Source organism: Sphaerisporangium melleum, assembly GCF_014646695.1.
GTDB classification, from domain to species: Bacteria; Actinomycetota; Actinomycetes; order Streptosporangiales; family Streptosporangiaceae; genus Sphaerisporangium; species Sphaerisporangium melleum.
In genome coordinates this window covers 1-16,415 of sequence record NZ_BMNT01000060.1, presented here as the reverse complement: position 1 = coordinate 16,415, position 16,415 = coordinate 1, and the positions used below count along the sequence as shown (strand labels likewise).

Annotated in this window: 16 protein-coding genes; 6 read left to right on the top strand and 10 right to left on the bottom strand. The window is 72.5% G+C overall.

All coding sequences use genetic code 11. The annotated features are described in order from the left end of the window. Positions 1-9 precede the first annotated feature (9 nt). Together IEY93_RS34705 and IEY93_RS34700 are read left to right on the top strand one after the other, a co-directional pair. On the top strand, positions 10-1,458 hold the full coding sequence (locus IEY93_RS34705) for a glycoside hydrolase family 10 protein (RefSeq protein ID WP_189167415.1): 1,449 nt from the start codon (positions 10-12) through the stop codon (positions 1,456-1,458). 362 nt (positions 1,459-1,820) lie between these two features. Then, positions 1,821-2,546 (top strand): alpha/beta fold hydrolase, encoded by a 726-nt coding sequence (locus IEY93_RS34700; protein ID WP_189167414.1) that lies wholly within the window; start codon positions 1,821-1,823, stop codon positions 2,544-2,546. A gap of 16 nt (positions 2,547-2,562) precedes the next feature. Here the strand turns inward: IEY93_RS34700 and IEY93_RS34695 are convergent, their stop codons facing one another. Both IEY93_RS34695 and IEY93_RS34690 read right to left on the bottom strand, forming a co-directional pair. Next, the gene (locus tag IEY93_RS34695; RefSeq protein ID WP_189167413.1) at positions 2,563-3,162 is read right to left on the bottom strand and encodes a helix-turn-helix domain-containing protein; all 600 of its coding nucleotides are present in this window, start codon (positions 3,160-3,162) and stop codon (positions 2,563-2,565) included. Positions 3,163-3,293: 131 nt separating this feature from the next. Next, entirely contained in the window at positions 3,294-4,418 is a 1,125-nt protein-coding gene (locus IEY93_RS34690) for an FAD-dependent oxidoreductase (protein ID WP_189167412.1), read from the bottom strand. Between the two features lie 166 nt (positions 4,419-4,584). On the opposite strand from IEY93_RS34690, the gene IEY93_RS34685 reads away from it, so the two are divergent. Beyond that, on the top strand, positions 4,585-5,577 hold the full coding sequence (locus tag IEY93_RS34685; RefSeq protein WP_189167411.1) for an NAD(P)/FAD-dependent oxidoreductase: 993 nt from the start codon (positions 4,585-4,587) through the stop codon (positions 5,575-5,577). 29 nt (positions 5,578-5,606) lie between these two features. Here IEY93_RS34685 and IEY93_RS34680 read toward each other — a convergent pair whose 3' ends face one another. From IEY93_RS34680 to IEY93_RS34670, 3 genes are all read right to left on the bottom strand, one after another. Next, positions 5,607-7,064: a DUF6297 family protein gene (locus tag IEY93_RS34680; protein ID WP_189167410.1), complete on the bottom strand. Its 1,458-nt coding sequence runs from the start codon at positions 7,062-7,064 to the stop codon at positions 5,607-5,609. Between the two features lie 41 nt (positions 7,065-7,105). Continuing rightward, entirely contained in the window at positions 7,106-7,732 is a 627-nt protein-coding gene (locus IEY93_RS34675) for an ABC transporter ATP-binding protein (protein WP_189167409.1), read from the bottom strand. Between the two features lie 241 nt (positions 7,733-7,973). Next, positions 7,974-9,092, bottom strand: a complete 1,119-nt coding sequence (locus IEY93_RS34670; protein WP_203969072.1) for an epoxide hydrolase family protein — start codon at positions 9,090-9,092, stop codon at positions 7,974-7,976. A gap of 232 nt (positions 9,093-9,324) precedes the next feature. Between IEY93_RS34670 and IEY93_RS34665 the strand changes: the two genes are divergently transcribed. Then, positions 9,325-10,305, top strand: coding sequence for a helix-turn-helix transcriptional regulator (locus tag IEY93_RS34665; protein WP_189167408.1), 981 nt, complete (start codon positions 9,325-9,327; stop codon positions 10,303-10,305). 104 nt (positions 10,306-10,409) lie between these two features. On the opposite strand, the gene trpS is transcribed toward IEY93_RS34665, so the two are convergent. From trpS to IEY93_RS34645, 4 genes are all read right to left on the bottom strand, one after another. Then, positions 10,410-11,576 carry a tryptophan--tRNA ligase gene (trpS, locus tag IEY93_RS34660; RefSeq protein ID WP_189167407.1) on the bottom strand — a complete coding sequence of 389 codons (1,167 nt, stop codon included), beginning with the start codon at positions 11,574-11,576 and terminating at the stop codon, positions 10,410-10,412. A gap of 256 nt (positions 11,577-11,832) precedes the next feature. Further along, a complete protein-coding gene (locus tag IEY93_RS34655; protein ID WP_189167406.1) occupies positions 11,833-12,321 on the bottom strand; it encodes an SRPBCC family protein in 489 nt (162 codons plus the stop codon). After that, complete coding sequence (locus IEY93_RS34650) at positions 12,302-12,658, bottom strand: ArsR/SmtB family transcription factor (RefSeq protein ID WP_189167405.1); 357 nt, start codon at positions 12,656-12,658, stop codon at positions 12,302-12,304. The genes IEY93_RS34655 and IEY93_RS34650 overlap by 20 nt, the downstream gene beginning before the upstream one ends. Positions 12,659-12,865: 207 nt before the next feature. Then, positions 12,866-13,714, bottom strand: coding sequence for an oxidoreductase (locus IEY93_RS34645; protein WP_189167404.1), 849 nt, complete (start codon positions 13,712-13,714; stop codon positions 12,866-12,868). Positions 13,715-13,835: 121 nt separating this feature from the next. Between IEY93_RS34645 and IEY93_RS34640 the strand changes: the two genes are divergently transcribed. Continuing rightward, positions 13,836-14,726, top strand: coding sequence for a LysR family transcriptional regulator (locus tag IEY93_RS34640; protein WP_189167403.1), 891 nt, complete (start codon positions 13,836-13,838; stop codon positions 14,724-14,726). A gap of 41 nt (positions 14,727-14,767) precedes the next feature. Here IEY93_RS34640 and IEY93_RS34635 read toward each other — a convergent pair whose 3' ends face one another. Further along, positions 14,768-15,031, bottom strand: coding sequence for a hypothetical protein (locus IEY93_RS34635; RefSeq protein WP_189167402.1), 264 nt, complete (start codon positions 15,029-15,031; stop codon positions 14,768-14,770). Positions 15,032-15,698: 667 nt separating this feature from the next. Between IEY93_RS34635 and IEY93_RS34630 the strand changes: the two genes are divergently transcribed. Continuing rightward, a partial coding sequence (locus IEY93_RS34630) for a CHAP domain-containing protein (RefSeq protein ID WP_189167401.1) occupies positions 15,699-16,415 on the top strand: 717 nt, incomplete at its 3' end.

Sequence of the window (16,415 nt, the reverse complement as noted above, 5' to 3'; positions counted from 1 at the left end):
GGCTCAGGCATGGGCGAAAGCGCCATATCTCCCGAACGAGCCCGGCGGCCGCTCAGCGGCTCCCGCCGGGCGCTGATCGCCGGCGCCCTCGGCGTGCTGGGCGCGGTCTCCGCTCTCGCGGTGCCCACCCCCGCCCAGGCCGCCAGCACTCTGGGCGCCGCCGCCGCGCAGAGCGGCCGCTACTTCGGCGCCGCGGTCGCGGTCAACCGGCTGAGCGAGTCGGCGTACGTGACCACCCTGAACCGGGAGTTCAACCAGGTCACCGCGGAGAACGAGATGAAGTGGGGGCCCATCGAGCCCAACCGCAACTCGTTCAACTGGACCTCGGCCGACCGGCTGGTCAGCCACGCCCAGACCAACGGCATGAAGATCCGCGGCCACACCCTGGTCTGGCACGCCCAGCTGCCGAACTGGGTGAACAGCAACATGTCGGCCGACGACCTGCGCAGCGCCATGGTCAACCACATCAACCAGGTCGCGGGCCGCTACAAGGGCAAGATCTACGCCTGGGACGTCGTCAACGAGGCGTTCAACGACGGCGGCGCGGTCGGCACGCTGCGCAGCTCGATCTTCACCCAGAAGCTCGGCAACGGCTTCATCGAGGAGGCCTTCCGCGCCGCGCGGGCGGCCGACCCCAGCGCCAAGCTGTGCTACAACGACTACAACATCGACGACGCCAACGCCAACAAGACCCGTGGCGTCTACAACATGGTCAAGGACTTCAAGGCGCGGGGCGTGCCGATCGACTGCGTTGGCCTGCAGTCCCACTTCGGGAACCCGCCGTCCAACTACCAGGCGAACATCCAGCAGTTCGCCGCGCTCGGCGTCGACGTGCAGATCACCGAGCTGGACGTGGGCGGTTCCGGCTCGACCCAGGCCGACGCCTACCGCCGGGTGGCCCAGGCCTGCGTGAACGTGCCGCGCTGCGCGGGCATCACCGTCTGGGGCGTCACCGACAAGTACTCCTGGCGCAGTGGCGACACCCCGCTGCTGTTCGACGGCAACTACAACAAGAAGCAGGCCTACGACGCCGTCCTGAACGTCCTCAACAGCGCCGGCCCCGGCCCCTCCCCGACGCCCACGCCGACCCCGTCGGTCACCCCGTCGCCGTCGCCGTCTCCGTCACCCTCGCCTTCCCCTTCCCCGTCGCCGTCTCCGGTTCCGGGGGCGTGCTCGGCGACGGTCCAGACGACCAACAGCTGGGGCGGCGGGTTCCAGTCGACGGTCACCGTCCGCGCGGGAAGTTCGCCGGTCAACGGCTGGACCGTACGGTGGACCTGGCCCGGCGGGCAGACCATCAGCAGCCTGTGGAACGGCGTGTCCAGCGGTTCGGGCTCCAGCGTGACCGTGCGCAACGAGTCCTACAACGGCTCGATCGCGGCGGGCGGCTCCACGACCTTCGGCTTCACCGCCAACGGCACCGCGGCCACCCCCACCGCGACCTGCACCAGCCCCTGACCTGACCCACCCCCTGAGACAGGCCGGACCCGGCGGACGTGACCCCGCCGGGTCCGGTCAGCCATGTCACCACCCCGGCGCTCGTCCTCGAAGCGCCGCTCGCCCCGGAGGGGCGGAACACACGCGGGCACACCCCAGGCGCCGATCGGCGCGGCGGGGGAAAGGGCCAGTCGACTTACTGACGCGGGCTTACCGAGCGCTCTGCCAGGCTTGCTGCTGTATGTCGGCCCAGCCGGCGTTGGGCGCCTTCTCGGCACCCCATCGGCACGCCCCGGCCACGCCGGGACCGGTCATACCGGCCCCCTCGATCGGCGCGGGGACTTCGACCCCGCGCCGTGAACCCGCGACCTGAAAGAGATCCCATGACAGAGAGCACCACTCCCACCGTCCTGCTCGTGCACGGCGCGTTCGCCGACTCGTCGAGCTGGTCCGGCGTCATCGCCGAACTGCGGGCGCAGGGCGTCTCCGTGGTGGCCCCGCCCAACCCGCTGCGCGGCCTGGCCTCCGACGCGGCGTACGTCGCCTCGGTGGCCGCCCAGATCGACGGCCCCGTCGTGCTGGCCGGCCACTCCTACGGCGGCGCGGTCATCACCGTGGCCGGCGCGGCGGAGAACGTCGTCGGCCTGGTCTACGTCGCGGCCTACGCCCTCGACGAGGGCGAGAGCCTCGGGGAGTTGCAGGGGCGCTTCCCGCTTTCGCCGCTGGCCACCAACCTGCGGCAGTGGACCTACCCGGTCGAAGGCGGCGAGCCCGCGGTGGAGGTGCGCATCACCCCCGAGGCGTTCCCGGACATCTTCGCCGCGGACGTCCCCCGTGAGGTCACCGAGGTCCTGGCGCTGACCCAGCGGCCGCTCGCCGCCGGAGCCTTCGGCGAGACCGCGGCGGTGGCGGCCTGGAAGACCAAGCCCGCCTGGGCGCTCATCGCCGGGGCCGACCAGGCGATCAACCCCGACGTCGAGCGGTTCGGCGCCGAGCGCGCCGGCGCGACGATCGTCGAGGCGGAAGGCGCCTCGCACGCGGTCGCGGTGTCCCGTCCGAAGGACGTGGCCGCCCTGATCATCGAGGCGGTGCGGGCCACCTCGGCCTGACCGCCGCCCTCGGTGCTCAGGCGTCGCCGGAGGCGTTTCGACGTCGCGGGCGGGCGCGCAGGTGGGCGCGTTCGCCCTGTCTGCCGAACAGGCTGAGCACCTCGGCCGGCTCGCCGTCGACCGTGCCGAACCAGTGCGGCAGGCGGGTGTCGAACTCGGCCGCCTCGCCGGGCGACAGCACCAGATCCTGCTCGCCGAGGACGAGCCGCAGCCGCCCGTTGAGGACGTACATCCACTCGTAGCCCTCATGGGTCCGCGGATCGGGCTCCGCACGCCCGCCGGGCGAGAACACCAGCTTGTACGCCTGAATGCCCCCGGCCCGGCGGGTCAGCGGAATCATGATCATGCCCTGCCGGGTGACCGGGCGCAGGTGGATGCGCGGGTCGCCGGTGGGCGGGGCGCCGACGAGATCGTCGAGCGTGACGCCGTGCGCCTGGGCCAGGGGGAGCAGTAGTTCGAGGGTCGGCCGCCGCGCGCCGGACTCCAGCCGGGACAGCGTGCTCACCGAGATGCCGGTCTGTGACGACAGCTCCGCCAGCGTGGTGTCGCGCTTGCGGCGCAGCTCCCGCAGCCGCGGGCCGACCGCGCCGAGCGCCCGGCCGAGATCGCTCTCCATGCGGCCAGTTTGCCATGACGGCAAAGAAGATTGCCGCCCGGCCCAGCCCGAGTGATCACGGCACCCGGACCTCCACGGGCTTCGAGCGGTGCCCGGAGCCGGCGAGGTGGGAACGGCTCGGATTCTCGGAGTCAGGCCCCGGCCGGGCGCCTCAGCGCGAAGCGCACGTCGGGCCGCGCATCGGTGAGGGCGAGGTCGGCGAGGATCCGCCCGACCGCCGGAACGAACTTGAAGCCGTGCCCGGAGAAGCCGGCCGCCACGACGACGGGACCGACCCGGTCCAGGACGAAGTCGGCGGTCGGCGTCGTGGTGTAGGTACAGCTGATCGGGGTGAAGGCGTCCGCGTCGACACCGGGCAGCCACGCGCGGGCGTACTCCCGCAGGATGCGCAACTGGGCGGGCTCCGGCTGGAAGTCCCGGTCGTCGGGGTCGACCACCGGACCCGTGCCGTGAAACCCGGTCTTGATCCCCTCGCCGGGCGTTCCGAGGCCGTAGACACCGCTCGGGAACCCGGTGGCCGCCGGCGACTCGCCGTCGAGATGGTGCACGAAGCTCGGCCACGCCATCTCGCGCAGCGGGGCGAAGTACGCCGGCTGCTCCTGCGTGACGCGCAGCGGTGGCAGCGGGACGAGTCCGCCGAGCAGCTTCCGCGTCCATGCCCCGGCCGCGACGACGACTCTCTTCGCCTGGTAGACGTCCTCCCCGGCGCGCACCTCGACGGCGTCGTCGCCGCGTACCACGATCGAGGTGACCGGCGTCTCGTGCCGGACGACGGCGCCCAGCCGGGCCGCCTGCGCCTGGAGCGCCGACAGTGCGTCGTCGGCGTGCAGTCGCCCGCTCGCCGGATGGAACAGCACCTTGCCGTCATAACGCAGGCCGGGCCAGCGCTCGGCGGCCTCCTGCGGGGCCAGCCACTCACCTGGCGCGCCCGCCGCCTCGAGCGCCTCGGCCAGCACGCCGAGGCCGTCCGTCCGTCCATGGTCGATTCCACCAGTGACGGTGAGCAGCGAGACGCCCGCGGCGGCCTCAAGCTCCCGCCACGACCGCTCGGCCTCCTGGGCGAGCCTGATGTAGACGGGCTCGGTGTAGGAGACGCGGAAGATCCGGGAGGCGCCATGCGAGGCGCCGCGTACGTGCCCCGGCTCGAACCGCTCCAGCAGCACCACGTCGGCTCCGCGCCCGGCCAGCCGCCACGCGGCCGCCGACCCCATCCCCCCGCCGCCCACGACGACGACGTCCACCTCGTGTCTGGTCATCCACGACCTTTCCGATCGCGACGAAGCATGACTGCACCGTACGCTTCCGGCAGAGAAACCATCCTAACCTGCTAGTTTTACATAGAAAGCTCCCGTTTGCCATAACAGCAAAGAAGATTGCCGTGGCGTCGAGTGGGATCGCATGGTCGTCGTGGAGGTGGTCACGATGACCGATGAGCTGAGAGACGGCTATGACGTGGTGGTGGCCGGCGGTGGTGCCGCCGGGTTGAGCGGGGCGCTGATGCTGGCGCGGGCGCGGCGCTCGGTGGTGGTGGTCGACGCGGGTACGCCGCGCAACGCCCCGGCCGCAGGGGTGCACGCCCTGCTGGCCCTGGACGGCATCCGGCCGACCGAGCTGCTGGACCGCGGCCGGGAGGAGGTGCGCCGCTACGGCGGCCAGGTGGTGCGCGGCGAGGTCGGCGCCGCCGCACGCGACGACGACGGGTTCGCGGTGACCCTGGCGGACGGCCGCGTGGTCCGCGCCCGCCGGCTGCTGGTGACCACCGGACTGGTGGACGAACTGCCGGAACTGCCGGGGTTGCGGGACCGCTGGGGGCAGGACGTCGTGCACTGCCCGTACTGCCATGGCTGGGAGGTTCGCGACCGGGCGATCGGCGTGCTGGCCACCGGGCCGTTCGCCGTGCACCAGGCGTTGCTGTTCCGGCAGTGGAGCGCGGACGTCACCTTCTTCGCCCACACCATGGCGGCGCCGGCGGGGGAGGAGGCCGAGCGGTTGGCCGCCCGGGGCATCGCGGTGGTGGAGGGCGCGGTGACGTCCCTGGAGGTCGAGCAGGACCGTCTCGTGGGGGTGCGGCTCAGCGACGGGACGGTGGTCGGCCGCGACACGCTCGCCGTGGCGCCGCGGATGGTGGCGCGCGCCGGCTTCCTGACGGCGCTCGGCCTGCGTCCGGTGGAGCATCCGCAAGGCGGCGGAGAGTACATCCCGTCCGGTCCGGCGGGTGCCACCGACGTGCCCGGGCTCTGGGTCGCGGGCAACGTCGCCGATCTGACCGCCCAGGTGGGCGCCGCGGCGGCGGCCGGGGCGCTGGCCGGAGCCCAGATCAACGCCGACCTGATCGAGGAGGAGACCCGCAGCGCGGTCGCCGCCCACCGCACCCGCGCCGTGCCCTCCCTGCAGACGGAGAGCACGGGTTCGTGAGCCGGTGCCGGGTGATCAGGGCCACGGTGTCAGGTCGCACTCTCGCGGCCTGACCGGCCCTGGCGGAGCAGGAAGGCGGTGAGGACGGCGGCTGCGGTCAGCGCCTGGACGATCAGGGAAGATCCCGGGGGAGAGGCCGGGGCGGTCAGCGCCACCAGCGCGGGCAGGCAGCCGAGCAGCGCCAGGTCGGCGCCGGTCACCGCCCAGATCAGCGGCCCGGCCGGCAGGGCGCCGACCGGGGTGTCGATGACCGGCAGCGAATGGTCGACCGGAGGGCGGCCCGCCATGCGCAGCGACGCCGCGGCGCAGGCCGGAGCGGTGGCCGGCCCGAGCAGCCACCAGGCGCCGCCGGACAGGGCGCCGGCCGCCGCCAGCCCGGCGAGCGCGAGGGCCGACCAGGCGGCGGCCAGCAACGCGGGCAGCAGCGCGCGCGCCGCCGCCAGTGCACGCCGGTCCACGGCCAGCAGCCGGGCGAGGGCCGGGTCGGCGGCGTCGCGGCGGGCCCCGGTCGTGCACATCGCCGCGGCGGCCAGCGTCCCGGCGAGCAGGACGCCGGCCGGCATCGCGGACATGCCCCCTGCGGCCTGGGCGGCCACGGCGGGCAGCACGGCCGCGCCGGCCAGCACGGCCAGCCGTCCCGGACGCCTGCCGATGCGCCGCCAGTCCTGCCAGGCCAGGGCCAGGGCTTTCCGGCCGGCGAGCCGTGGCCAGGGACGGGAGCCGAGCACGCGCCCTCGCCAGTGCTCGTCCTCCACGGCCCAGGTCAGCGCGCCGGGATCCATGGTCACCGCCGCCGAGGCCACCCGCCCAGTCCGGGCCGAGGAGCCGAGGATCGCCCGGGCCGGGATGCGGTCGAGCGTCGTCCACGCCCGGTGTGCGAGCGCGCAGGCCACGGCCGCGACCGGCCCGGCCGCCGCCACCGCCGCGGCGGCCGGCGCGCCCGCCACGGCGAGCAACGCCTGCCGTCCGGCGCCGCCGCCGAGTACGGCGACCAGCACGGCCGCGAGCACCGTGCCCGCGATCACCACCTGGAGCAGGACGTCCCAGGAGTGGGACGCCTGGGCGAGAACCGCCACCGCCATGCCGCCCACTGTCGCGCCGGCGCCCAGCACGAGTGCCGCGGCCAGGCGGAGGATGAGGCCGTCCGGGGCGCCGAACGCGGACAGCACGGCCAGGCCGAGCGCCGCCCCGCCACCGAGCGCGAGCACCAGCAGGACCGCCGCGCTCCTGCCCAGCACCGAGCGGCGCGGCAGCGGCGACAGCACCAGCCAGGCGGCGTCGGCGGCGGGCAGCACGACGGGGCCGAGAGCACGGGCCACGGCCAGGTAACCCGCGTAGGACACCGCGGCCAGTGCGAGCACCGGCCCGAGCCCTGCGGCGTCCACCCCGATGGCCAGGCCGCGCACCGCCGTGGCCGCCCACTGCCCCACGACCACGACGGCGAGGCCGGCGCCGAACGCCATGGCGTAACGGTCCGACCAGGTCATCGGCCGTCCCCGCCGGGAACGGAGGTAGGCGCGCGCGGGATTCACGACGCGGCCTCCAGGGTGACCAGGCGGGCCCGGGTGGCGGTCGCGAGCGTCAGGTCGTGCGTCGCCATGACCACCGTGCCGCCCTCGTCCGCGTAACCCGTCAAGATCTCTGCCAGCCGTGCCCGGAACGCCGTGTCGAGCCCGCGTTCCGGCTCGTCCAGCAGGAGCAGCCTGCTCGGCCGGAGCAGCGCCATCGCCAGCGACAGCCGCTGCCGCTGGCCGGTGGACAGGGTCAGCGGGGACATGTCCGCACGCCCGTCCAGCGCGAAGACCTCCAGCGCCGCGCCGACGGTCAGCCGGCCGCCCGGGTGGACGACGCCCGCCAGTTCCAGGTGCTCCTGAACGCTCAGCCCCGGATACCAGGCGGGCTCGTCGCCGACCAGGGCGACCCGCCGCCAGAACACGGCGGCGTCGACCGGTGGCCCGCCGAGGACGTCGATGCGGCCGCGAAGCGGCGGGTGCAGGCCCGCCAGGCAGCGCAGCAGCGTCGACTTGCCCGCGCCGTTCTCCCCGAGGACCGCGACGATCTCCCCGGCGGCGGCCGTGAAACCGGCGTTCCGCAGGACGGGCACCCCGCCCAGCGTCACCTCGACACCGCGCGCGGCCACGATCACCTCGGACATGCCCCGACCCTACGTGGCCGGGGCACGCCGGGGGCGGGCCGATCTCGGCGGGCCCGCTGATGCTCACCGGCGAGAGGGACCTTCCCGGCCGTCCGCCATCGTCGATGCGGTGCCGATGGCGATACCCCGCGACGGCGCGCACGGCGGCTCGCCGGTCAGTGGACGCCGCGGAGGCGCGGCGGACGAGAACCAGCGGCTACCGGCACCGAGTCCGCCCGACCAGACGACCCGGCGGCTCCCCTCAGCGGATGGTGCGGAAGAAGGTGCGCACTTCGTCCACGAACAGGTCAGGCACCTCCATGGCGGCGAAGTGCCCGCCACGGTCGTACTCCGACCAGTGGGTGATGTTGTTCAGCGGCTCCGCGAACCGCCGGATCGCGATGTCCTCGGCGAAGTTCGCCACCCCGGTGGGCACCTGCGACGGCGTGGGCCGGTTGGTGGTGTGCACGGACTCGTAGTACATCTGCGCCGAGGACGCGCCGGTGTTGGTCAGCCAGTAGATCATCGCGTGGGTGATGACGTGCTCGGCCCCGATCGAGCCGGCGGGGTGGGCCCAGTCGTGGAACTTCTCGCCGATCCAGGCGAGCTGGCCGGTCGGGGAGTCGGCGAGGGCGAAACCGAGCGTGTGCGGACGGGTGGCCTGCATCTGGAAGTAGCCGTTGCCGTCCGCCAGGAACCGGTTCATCCGGTCGAGCCGCACCTGCTCGGCGTCGGTCGGCACCGTGCCCTCCGGCACCCCGCCGAACGGGATGAACCCGGCCGTGGCCGCGTTGACGTGCACGCCGGCGACGTGCTCGGCGTCCACCCGCCCGAGGTCGGGGGCGATGAACGCGCCGAAGTCACCGCCCTGCGCGCCGTACCGGTCGTAGCCGAGCGCGGCCATCAGCTCGGCGTAGGCGGTGGCGATGCGGTGGGCGTCCCAGCCCGCCCCGGCCGGCCCGGTGAACCCGAAGTTCGGGTGCGACGGGATCACGAGGTGGAAGGCGTCGGCCGGGTCGGCCGGATCGGTCAGCGGCTCGATCACCTCCAGGAACTCCGCGATCGACCCCGGCCAGCCGTGCGCCAGCAGCAGCGGGAACGCCTGCTCGTGGCGGGAGCGGATGTGCAGGAAGTGGATGTCCAGCCCGTCGATCGCGGCGGTGAACTGCGGGTGCTGGTTGATCCGCTTCTCGGTGGCCCGCCAGTCGTACGACGTCGTCCAGTACTCGGTCAGATCCTTCAGGTACGCAAGCGGCACGCCACGGCTCCAGCCCGCGCCGGTCACCTGGCCGGGCCAGCGCACGGCCGCGAGACGCCGCCACAGATCGTCCAGCTCGGCCTGCGGGACGTCGACGCGGAACGGCTTGATCTCGGTGGTCAAGAGGGTCTCCAAGCGATCGGCGCGAGGCGTGCGGCCTCACAGGTGAAAACGGTGCCGTGGCCGGGGCCGGATTCCGGACGCTCGGCGCCGGACGACCGGTGCCTTCCCGACAGGAACCAGATGGCACGCCACGCCGTCGCATCCGGCATGACCTGGTCGGACGACCCCCGCACGACCATCCTGGCAGCGAAGGAGGACAGGAACGGTCCTCCTTGGCTGCCAGGATGGGGCCATGCTCGAGACCTCCGCCCGGTTACTCCGGCTATTGGCGTTGTTGCAGCAGCGCCGTGACTGGTCCGGTCCGCAACTGGCCGACCGGTTGGGTGTGACGGTGCGCACCGTGCGCCGTGACGTCGACCGGCTGCGCGAGCTCGGCTACCCGGTGCACGCCACGATCGGCAACACCGGCGGGTACCACTTAGGGGCCGGCGCCGCCGTGCCACCGCTGCTGCTCGATGACGATGAGGCCGTCGCCGTCGCCGTCGGACTGCGCACCGCGGCGAACGGCACGGTGGCCGGGATCGAAGAGGCCTCGGTACGGGCCATGGCGAAACTGGAACAGGTCCTGCCTGCGCGCCTGCGGTACCGCGTCTCGGCGCTGGACGCCGCCACCGTGGTGCACCACCGGCCGGCCGCGGTGGTCTCGGCGGAGCTGCTGACCACGGTCGCCGCCGCCTGCCGCGACCACCAGCGGCTGCGCGTGGAGTACCGCGACCACGCGGGCGCCGGCAGCACCCGGACGATCGAGCCGCACAAGCTGGTACACGCCGGCCGCCGCTGGTACCTGGTCGCCTACGACCTCGGCCGGGCGGACTGGCGGACGTTCCGGCTCGACCGCCTGCGGCCGCTCTCCCCGGCCGGTCCGCGGTTCACCCCGCGGGAGCCGCCGTCCGGCGACACCGGCGCGTACGCGTCCTGGGCGGTGGGCGTCGGCCGGTACCGCTACCAGGGACGGTTCACCATGTACGCGCCGGCGGCACAGGTGGCCGCGCGGGTGCCGGCCGAAACGGGGCTGGTCGAAGCGGTCGACGAGCGCACCTGCACCCTGCGCGCCGGCTCCGACAACCTCGACGGGCTGGCCCTGCACGTGACCCTGCTCGGCTTTGAGTTCACCGTCCACGAGCCCGCCGAACTCGTCGAACGGTTCCGGACGCTGCAGGTGCGCATGGCCGGCGCGATCGCCCCGGCCGACGGCGGCCGGACCGCCGGATGACCGGCGCACGGCACGCGAGCGCCACCCGGCTCTAGGGGGCCGTCGGCCGGGATGTCCGCCCGGCCGGCGGTAGGTAGGGCTGCTGGAGAGCCCCGCGAAGGCCTTCAGAACACCGAGTCCATGGCCGCGCGGACCTCGGCCAGGGTGGTCCGGGCGACCTCCCTGGCGCGTTCGTTGCCCTCGCGCAGCACCCGGCGCAGGTGCCCGCGGTCGGCGGCGTGCGCCGCGCGGCGGGCGCGCATCGGCGCGAGGTACTCGTTGACCGCCTCGGTGGCCGCCGCCTTCAGCGCCGCCGCGCCCGAGCCCCCGATCTCCTCGGCGACCTCGCGCGGGTCGCGGCCGAGGCACAGGGCGGTCAGCAGGACCAGGCTGGACACCTCGGGCCGCGTCTGCGGCTCGTAGCTGATGTGCCGCTCGGCGTCCGTCTTGGACCCGCGGATCAGCCGGGCGGTCTCGTCGGCGCTCGCCGCCAGGGCGATGGCGTTGCCGCGGCTCTTGCTCATCTTCGTACCGTCGGTGCCGAGCAGCAGCGGGGCCGCGGAGAGCAGGGCCTCCGGCTCGGGGAACACCGGCGCGCCGGCCGCGCCGTACCGATGGTTGAACCGCCGCGCGATGGTACGGGTGAGCTCCAGGTGGGGGAGCTGGTCCTGGCCGACCGGCACCAGGCCGGCCTTGCAGAACAGGATGTCGGCCGCCTGATGCGCCGGATAGGTGAACATCAGGCCGCTGACGGCGGAGCGGCGGGACTGGGCGATCTCGTCCTTGACCGTGGGGTTGCGGCTCAGCTCCGCGACCGAGACCAGGCTCAGGAACGGCAGCAGCAACTGGTTCAGCTCCGGGACGGCGCTGTGCGTGAAGACGGTGCTGCGGGCCGGGTCGATGCCCGCGGCCAGGTAGTCCAGGACCAGCTCCTCCACGTGCTCGGCCAGGCGGGTGGCGACGTCGCGGTCGGTCAGCACCTGGTAGTCGGCGATGACGACCGTCATGCCGACGCCGAGGTCCTGCAGGCGCACGCGGTTGTGCAGGGTGCCGAAGTAGTGGCCGAGGTGCAGCCGGCCGGTCGGGCGGTCGCCGGTCGAGACCTGGAAGCGGCCCGGGTCCCGCGCGATCGCCTCCTCGAGTTCGGCGCTGCGCCGCACGGCGGCGGCGAGCCCGAGCGCGGCGTCCGGGGCGGTGCCGTCGTCCCCGCCGCCGGTGGGGACGGCCTGTTCAGCGGTCGCGGCTGCTGTGGAGGGCTGGGGTGCGGCGATGATGCCGGGGTTGCCGGTCATGTCGGGTCGTGTTCCTCTCCGGTCGGGTGATGGCGGGTGCGCCGTTCGGCGATGGCCCGCCCGTCCCGGAGATGCGGGAGAGGAGACAAGAAAGGGCCGTTCGTCCGAACGGCCCGTGCGCGTGCGAGAGATGGCCGCTCCTAGATGGAGCGCCACCAGCTCGGACACGCGAGACGATGCATACGGCAAGTGTACCCGTCCCCGCCCGGCCGGGCCCGCCGTCGCGCCGGGGAAGGCGCGACGGCGGGCGGGGCGGTCAGAGCAGGGAGATGGCCACTTCCTCCAGCCGGTCCATGGACTGCTGCATGCCGCCCTCCATGCCGGAGTTGACGTGGGCGTCGCGGGACGCCTTGTCGGTGTGCTCGACCAGGATGCTGAGCGTCGTACGCCCGTCCTGCTCGGTGAAGGTGAGGGTGTTCATGGCCGCGGCGTCGGGCATGCCCTCGAAGACCTCGGTGGAGACGATGCGCTCGTTGGGGACGATCTCCTGGTACTCGCCGTGGAAGCCGACCTCGAAGCCGGCGTCGGTCGTCATGACGTAGCGCCAGGTGCCGCCGACCCGCAGGTCCACCTCGGCCAGGGTGACCTCGCCGTAGCCGCCGGACCACCACCGCTTGATCAGCTCGGGGGTGGTCCACGCCTGCCACACCAGGTGCCGGGGCGCGTTGAACTCGCGGGTGATCATGATCTGGGTGTCGGTGGGAAGGGTGACCACCGCAGTGTGCCTACTCGCCGTCACGGTCATTCCGCTGCTCCATTTCTTTGAGTTCCTCCAGCACCGCGTCCAGCCGGTCGAAGCGCTGCGTCCAGGTACGCTCGTAGTTCTTCACCCAGTCGTGGATGGGCTTGAGTGGGTGACCGTTGAGCCGATACACGCGCTGCCGTCCTTCCTCGCGCACGTCGACCAGGCCGACCTCTCTGAGCACCCGCAGGTGCTTGGACACCAGCGGCTGCGGGAGCCCGAGCACCTCGACCAGATCGGTGACCGTCCGTTCCCCGCCGATCAGGGCGTCCAGGATCTCCCTGCGCCGGGGCTCGGCCACCGCGTTGAACGCGTCCGTCGTGGTTGCCGCTCGTGCCATGTGCTCATCATATGCCCATATAGGCATATGTCGCAAGAGGCGAAGCCGGACCCGTGCCCCCTCGCACGGGTCCGGCTATGCAGGGGCCACGGCGAGCGCCGTCGCACTCGCCGCCCGGAAGCCGCCTGTCTGCGGCGCGATCAGGTGGCCCGAACCACGGCCCGGCCCGTGGTTCGGGCCACCTGATCCACGGGCCGGCCCGGCCGGTCAGCCGAACCTGGTGTCCCGGGCCACGGCCTCCCACGTGCGCAGCTCCCCGCGCACGCGCTCCGCGTGCGCGGTCAGCGCGTCCACCGCGTCGTCGCCCAGCGGCAGCCGCAACGGCATCGGATCGGCCTCCAGAGCGGTGAGGATGGCGGCGGCCGCCAGCGCAGGATCGCCCGGCTGCTTGCCGTCCGCCCCGCTCGCCATGGTCCGGGTCGCCCCCACGGTCTCCTCGTACGCCTCCATCGCCGCCGAACGGTACAGGGCGTCACCGAACAGCGCCGTACGGAACGCGCCCGGCTCGACGATCAGCACCCGCACGCCGAACGGGGCGACCTCGTCGGCCAGCGCCTCCGACAGGCCCTCCAGCGCGAACTTCGTGGCCGAATAGGCGCCGAACCCGGCGAAGGACATCTGGCCGCCCATGCTGCTCATCTGCACGATGACCCCCGAGCCCTGGCGGCGCATGTGCGGCAGCACCGCCCGCACGAGCGCCACCGGGCCGAAGAAGTGCAGCTCCATCAGCTCGCGCAACTCCTCCTCCGTGGTCTCCTCCACGGCGCCGATCTGGCTGCGGCCCGCGTTGTTCACCAGTACGTCGATGCGGCCGTGCCGCCGGACGACCTCGCCGGCCACGGCCGCGGCGCGTGCGGTATCGGTGACGTCCAGCCGTACGGCGAAGGCGCGGTCCGGATGGGCGGCCACCAGGTCGCCGGCCGCCTCGGGCCTGCGGGCGGCGGCCACCACGATGTCGCCCGCGGCGAGCGCCGCTTCGGCGATGGCCCGGCCGAAGCCGGAGGTGGCGCCGGTGATCAGCCAGACCCGGCCGGCCGGGGTGCCTTCAGTAGTCATACGTTCATCCCCACGTCCAGGGCGTTCTCAGCACGCCGAGGTCTCCGTTATGCCGGGCATCGCCGCGGATCGTCCAAGACAGAAGATCACCGGCTCGATAAAGGCCGCTTATCATCGCAGGATGGAGCTGCGGCAGCTGCGCTATCTGGTCGCGATCGACAAGGCGGGCAACCTGCGGCGGGCCGCCGAGGCGCTGTACATGAGCCAGCCCGCCCTGTCCTACGCGCTGAAGAGCCTGGAGACCGAGCTCGGCGTGCGGCTGTTCGACCGGCACTCCGGCGGGGTGACCCCGACCGCCGCCGGCCGCGACGTGCTGGCCGAGGCGCGCCACACGCTCGACCAGGCCGCGCGGGTGACGGCGGTGGCCGGGCGGCACCGGCGCGGCGAGGCCGGAGTGCTGCGGGTCGGATTCGAGGCCAGCGGCGCCGGTGAGCTGACCACCCGGGCCAGGGCCGAGTTCGCCCGGCGCAACCCGGGCGTGCGAGTGGAGCCCAAGAGGTTCGACTGGGGCCAGGAGGCCGCCGCCCTGCGTGACGGCCTGGTGGACGTCGCCTTCGTCTGGCTGCCGGTGGACCTCACCGGGCTGCACGCCGAGGTGGTGTTCACCGAGGGACGTGTCGCGGGGCTCCCCTCCGGGCACCGCCTCGCGGGACGGGAGGCGATCTCGGTGCTGGAGGTCAACGACGAGCCGCTGATGTGGACCGAGCGGGCGCCGCGCGTATGGGTCGACTGGTGGGCGGTCAACCCGCGGCCGGACGGGTCCGAACCACGCTGGGGGCCGACCAACGACAACGTCGAGGAGATGCTGGAGCAGGTCGCCGGAGGCGCCGCCATCTGCTTCGCCCCGGCGGGCATGGCCCGGTACTACACCCGCCCGGACCTGGCCTGGGTCCCGCTCTCCGACGTCGAGCCGCTACGGGTGGCCCTGGCCTGGGTGGACGGCGCCGAAACCCCGCTGGTCCGCAGATTCGCCGCCCTCGTCCGCGACCTCGCCGCCACCCCCGCCGACTGACGCCCCCGCCGCCAATTTGAGGGAAACGGGCTCGTCGTTCGTCAGGTCGGCAACTCGTCGACGGTCGCCACGACACCGGCGAGGCGGAGCCACTTCTCGAGCCGGCCGGTGTCGGTGCAGGACGTGATGCGTTCGCGCTGCTCTTCGGTGATGGCGAGGCCGCGCCCTTCCAGCACCAGCAGGACCGACTTGGTCTCGCCTTCGGCGAGGCCCTCCTCCCGGCCTTTCGCGCGGCACTCGGAGATGTAGGGGTAGGGAAGAGTGTCCGTCGTAGATCTCGTGCGCGTCCTTCGCCAAGCCCGCACTCGGTGAATTCGGCCAGACCGGCGGCCTCTTCTCTGTCCACGGAGCGGAGTGCCTGTGACAGTGCCTTCAATATCACATCCGCCTGCCGTGACCTGGCGTTAACCACAGTCGACAGGATGGCGTAGTGGACGTCTCCTCATGACGCGGGAAGACGGTCCGGGGCCGTTCCTGCGATCGGCGGCCATCAGCCGGAGGTGCTCGGTGAACGTACCCCTGACGATCTACCCCCGCTCTGCGGCCCGACGTCCGGCCGCCGGGGAGAGATGTACCGCCGGTGTGCACGCGAGAGCGTCTGTGCAGGTCAAGGGCAGAGATGCGGCACGGCGCCGCTCGTTTGAGTTCGGCAGTCGGCGATCTTGAGAACGGCTGCAGTATTTCTGAAGGGAACTCGAAGTGCTCGGGCGCACTCTTTCGGTAGCAGAACGAACTACCGAAAGGGGGTCATCGAGAGTCTTCTCCAGAGGATTCCGCACAGCTGTTCGCGGTGGTGCCGGTATGGCCGTGAGCGCGGCCTGAGTGATTAGCGTGTGGACATTATTCTCTTTTTCTCTTGACGGAATCGCGCCACTGCGCGACCGGCGCACTGAATTACCTTCCGCGGCCACTCCGGATCAGAGCCGGCGGGTCCCGGACCTCACACCATCTTCCCCCTGAAAGGAATCTGTCATGACTCGTACGCGTTCGCGTTGGTCCAGCCTGCCGGCGGTTTCGGCGGTCCTGGTTCCGGCTCTCGCGGTGGTGGCCCTGACGGCCACGCCTGCCGCCGCGGCGACCAGAAGTGAGATCGTCTCCGTCGCTCAGGCGCAGCTCAAGGATCCCGAGCGGAACGTGGAAAGGCCTGCCGGGAGTAACTGCAACTACTACACGGGGGTCTTACGCGGCTGGAAGCCGGCCTCCGGTTGCGGCTACGCCGATGGCGTCCAGTTTCGCGACAGCGACTGGTGTGCCGACTTCGCCAAGTACGTATGGAAGAACGCCGGAGTGAAGTACGCCGATATCGCGGAGGGCAACGGGGGGGTTCTCACGGGATGGGCCGCGTCCTTCAAGGACTACGGCACCAAGTACGGCACCTGGCACGCTCGCTCCAGCGGGTATGCGCCGCAGCCCGGTGATGCACTGGTCTTCGACTGGGACCACAGCGGCGATATCGACCACGTCGGCATCGTGACGTCCTCGACGTCGAGCACCGTCTACACCATCGAAGGGAACAGTGGCGACAAGATCAGCTCGCGTAGCTACTCGCGCACCGATACGGACATCGTGGGATACAGCGAGCCGCTGGGTCTCGAAGCACCGCCTCCCCCCACCGAGCCTGAGGATGCGACGGGTGAGGCGCCGGACTTCGATGGGGATGGCAGGCCGGACTTCGTCGGTACGTTGTCC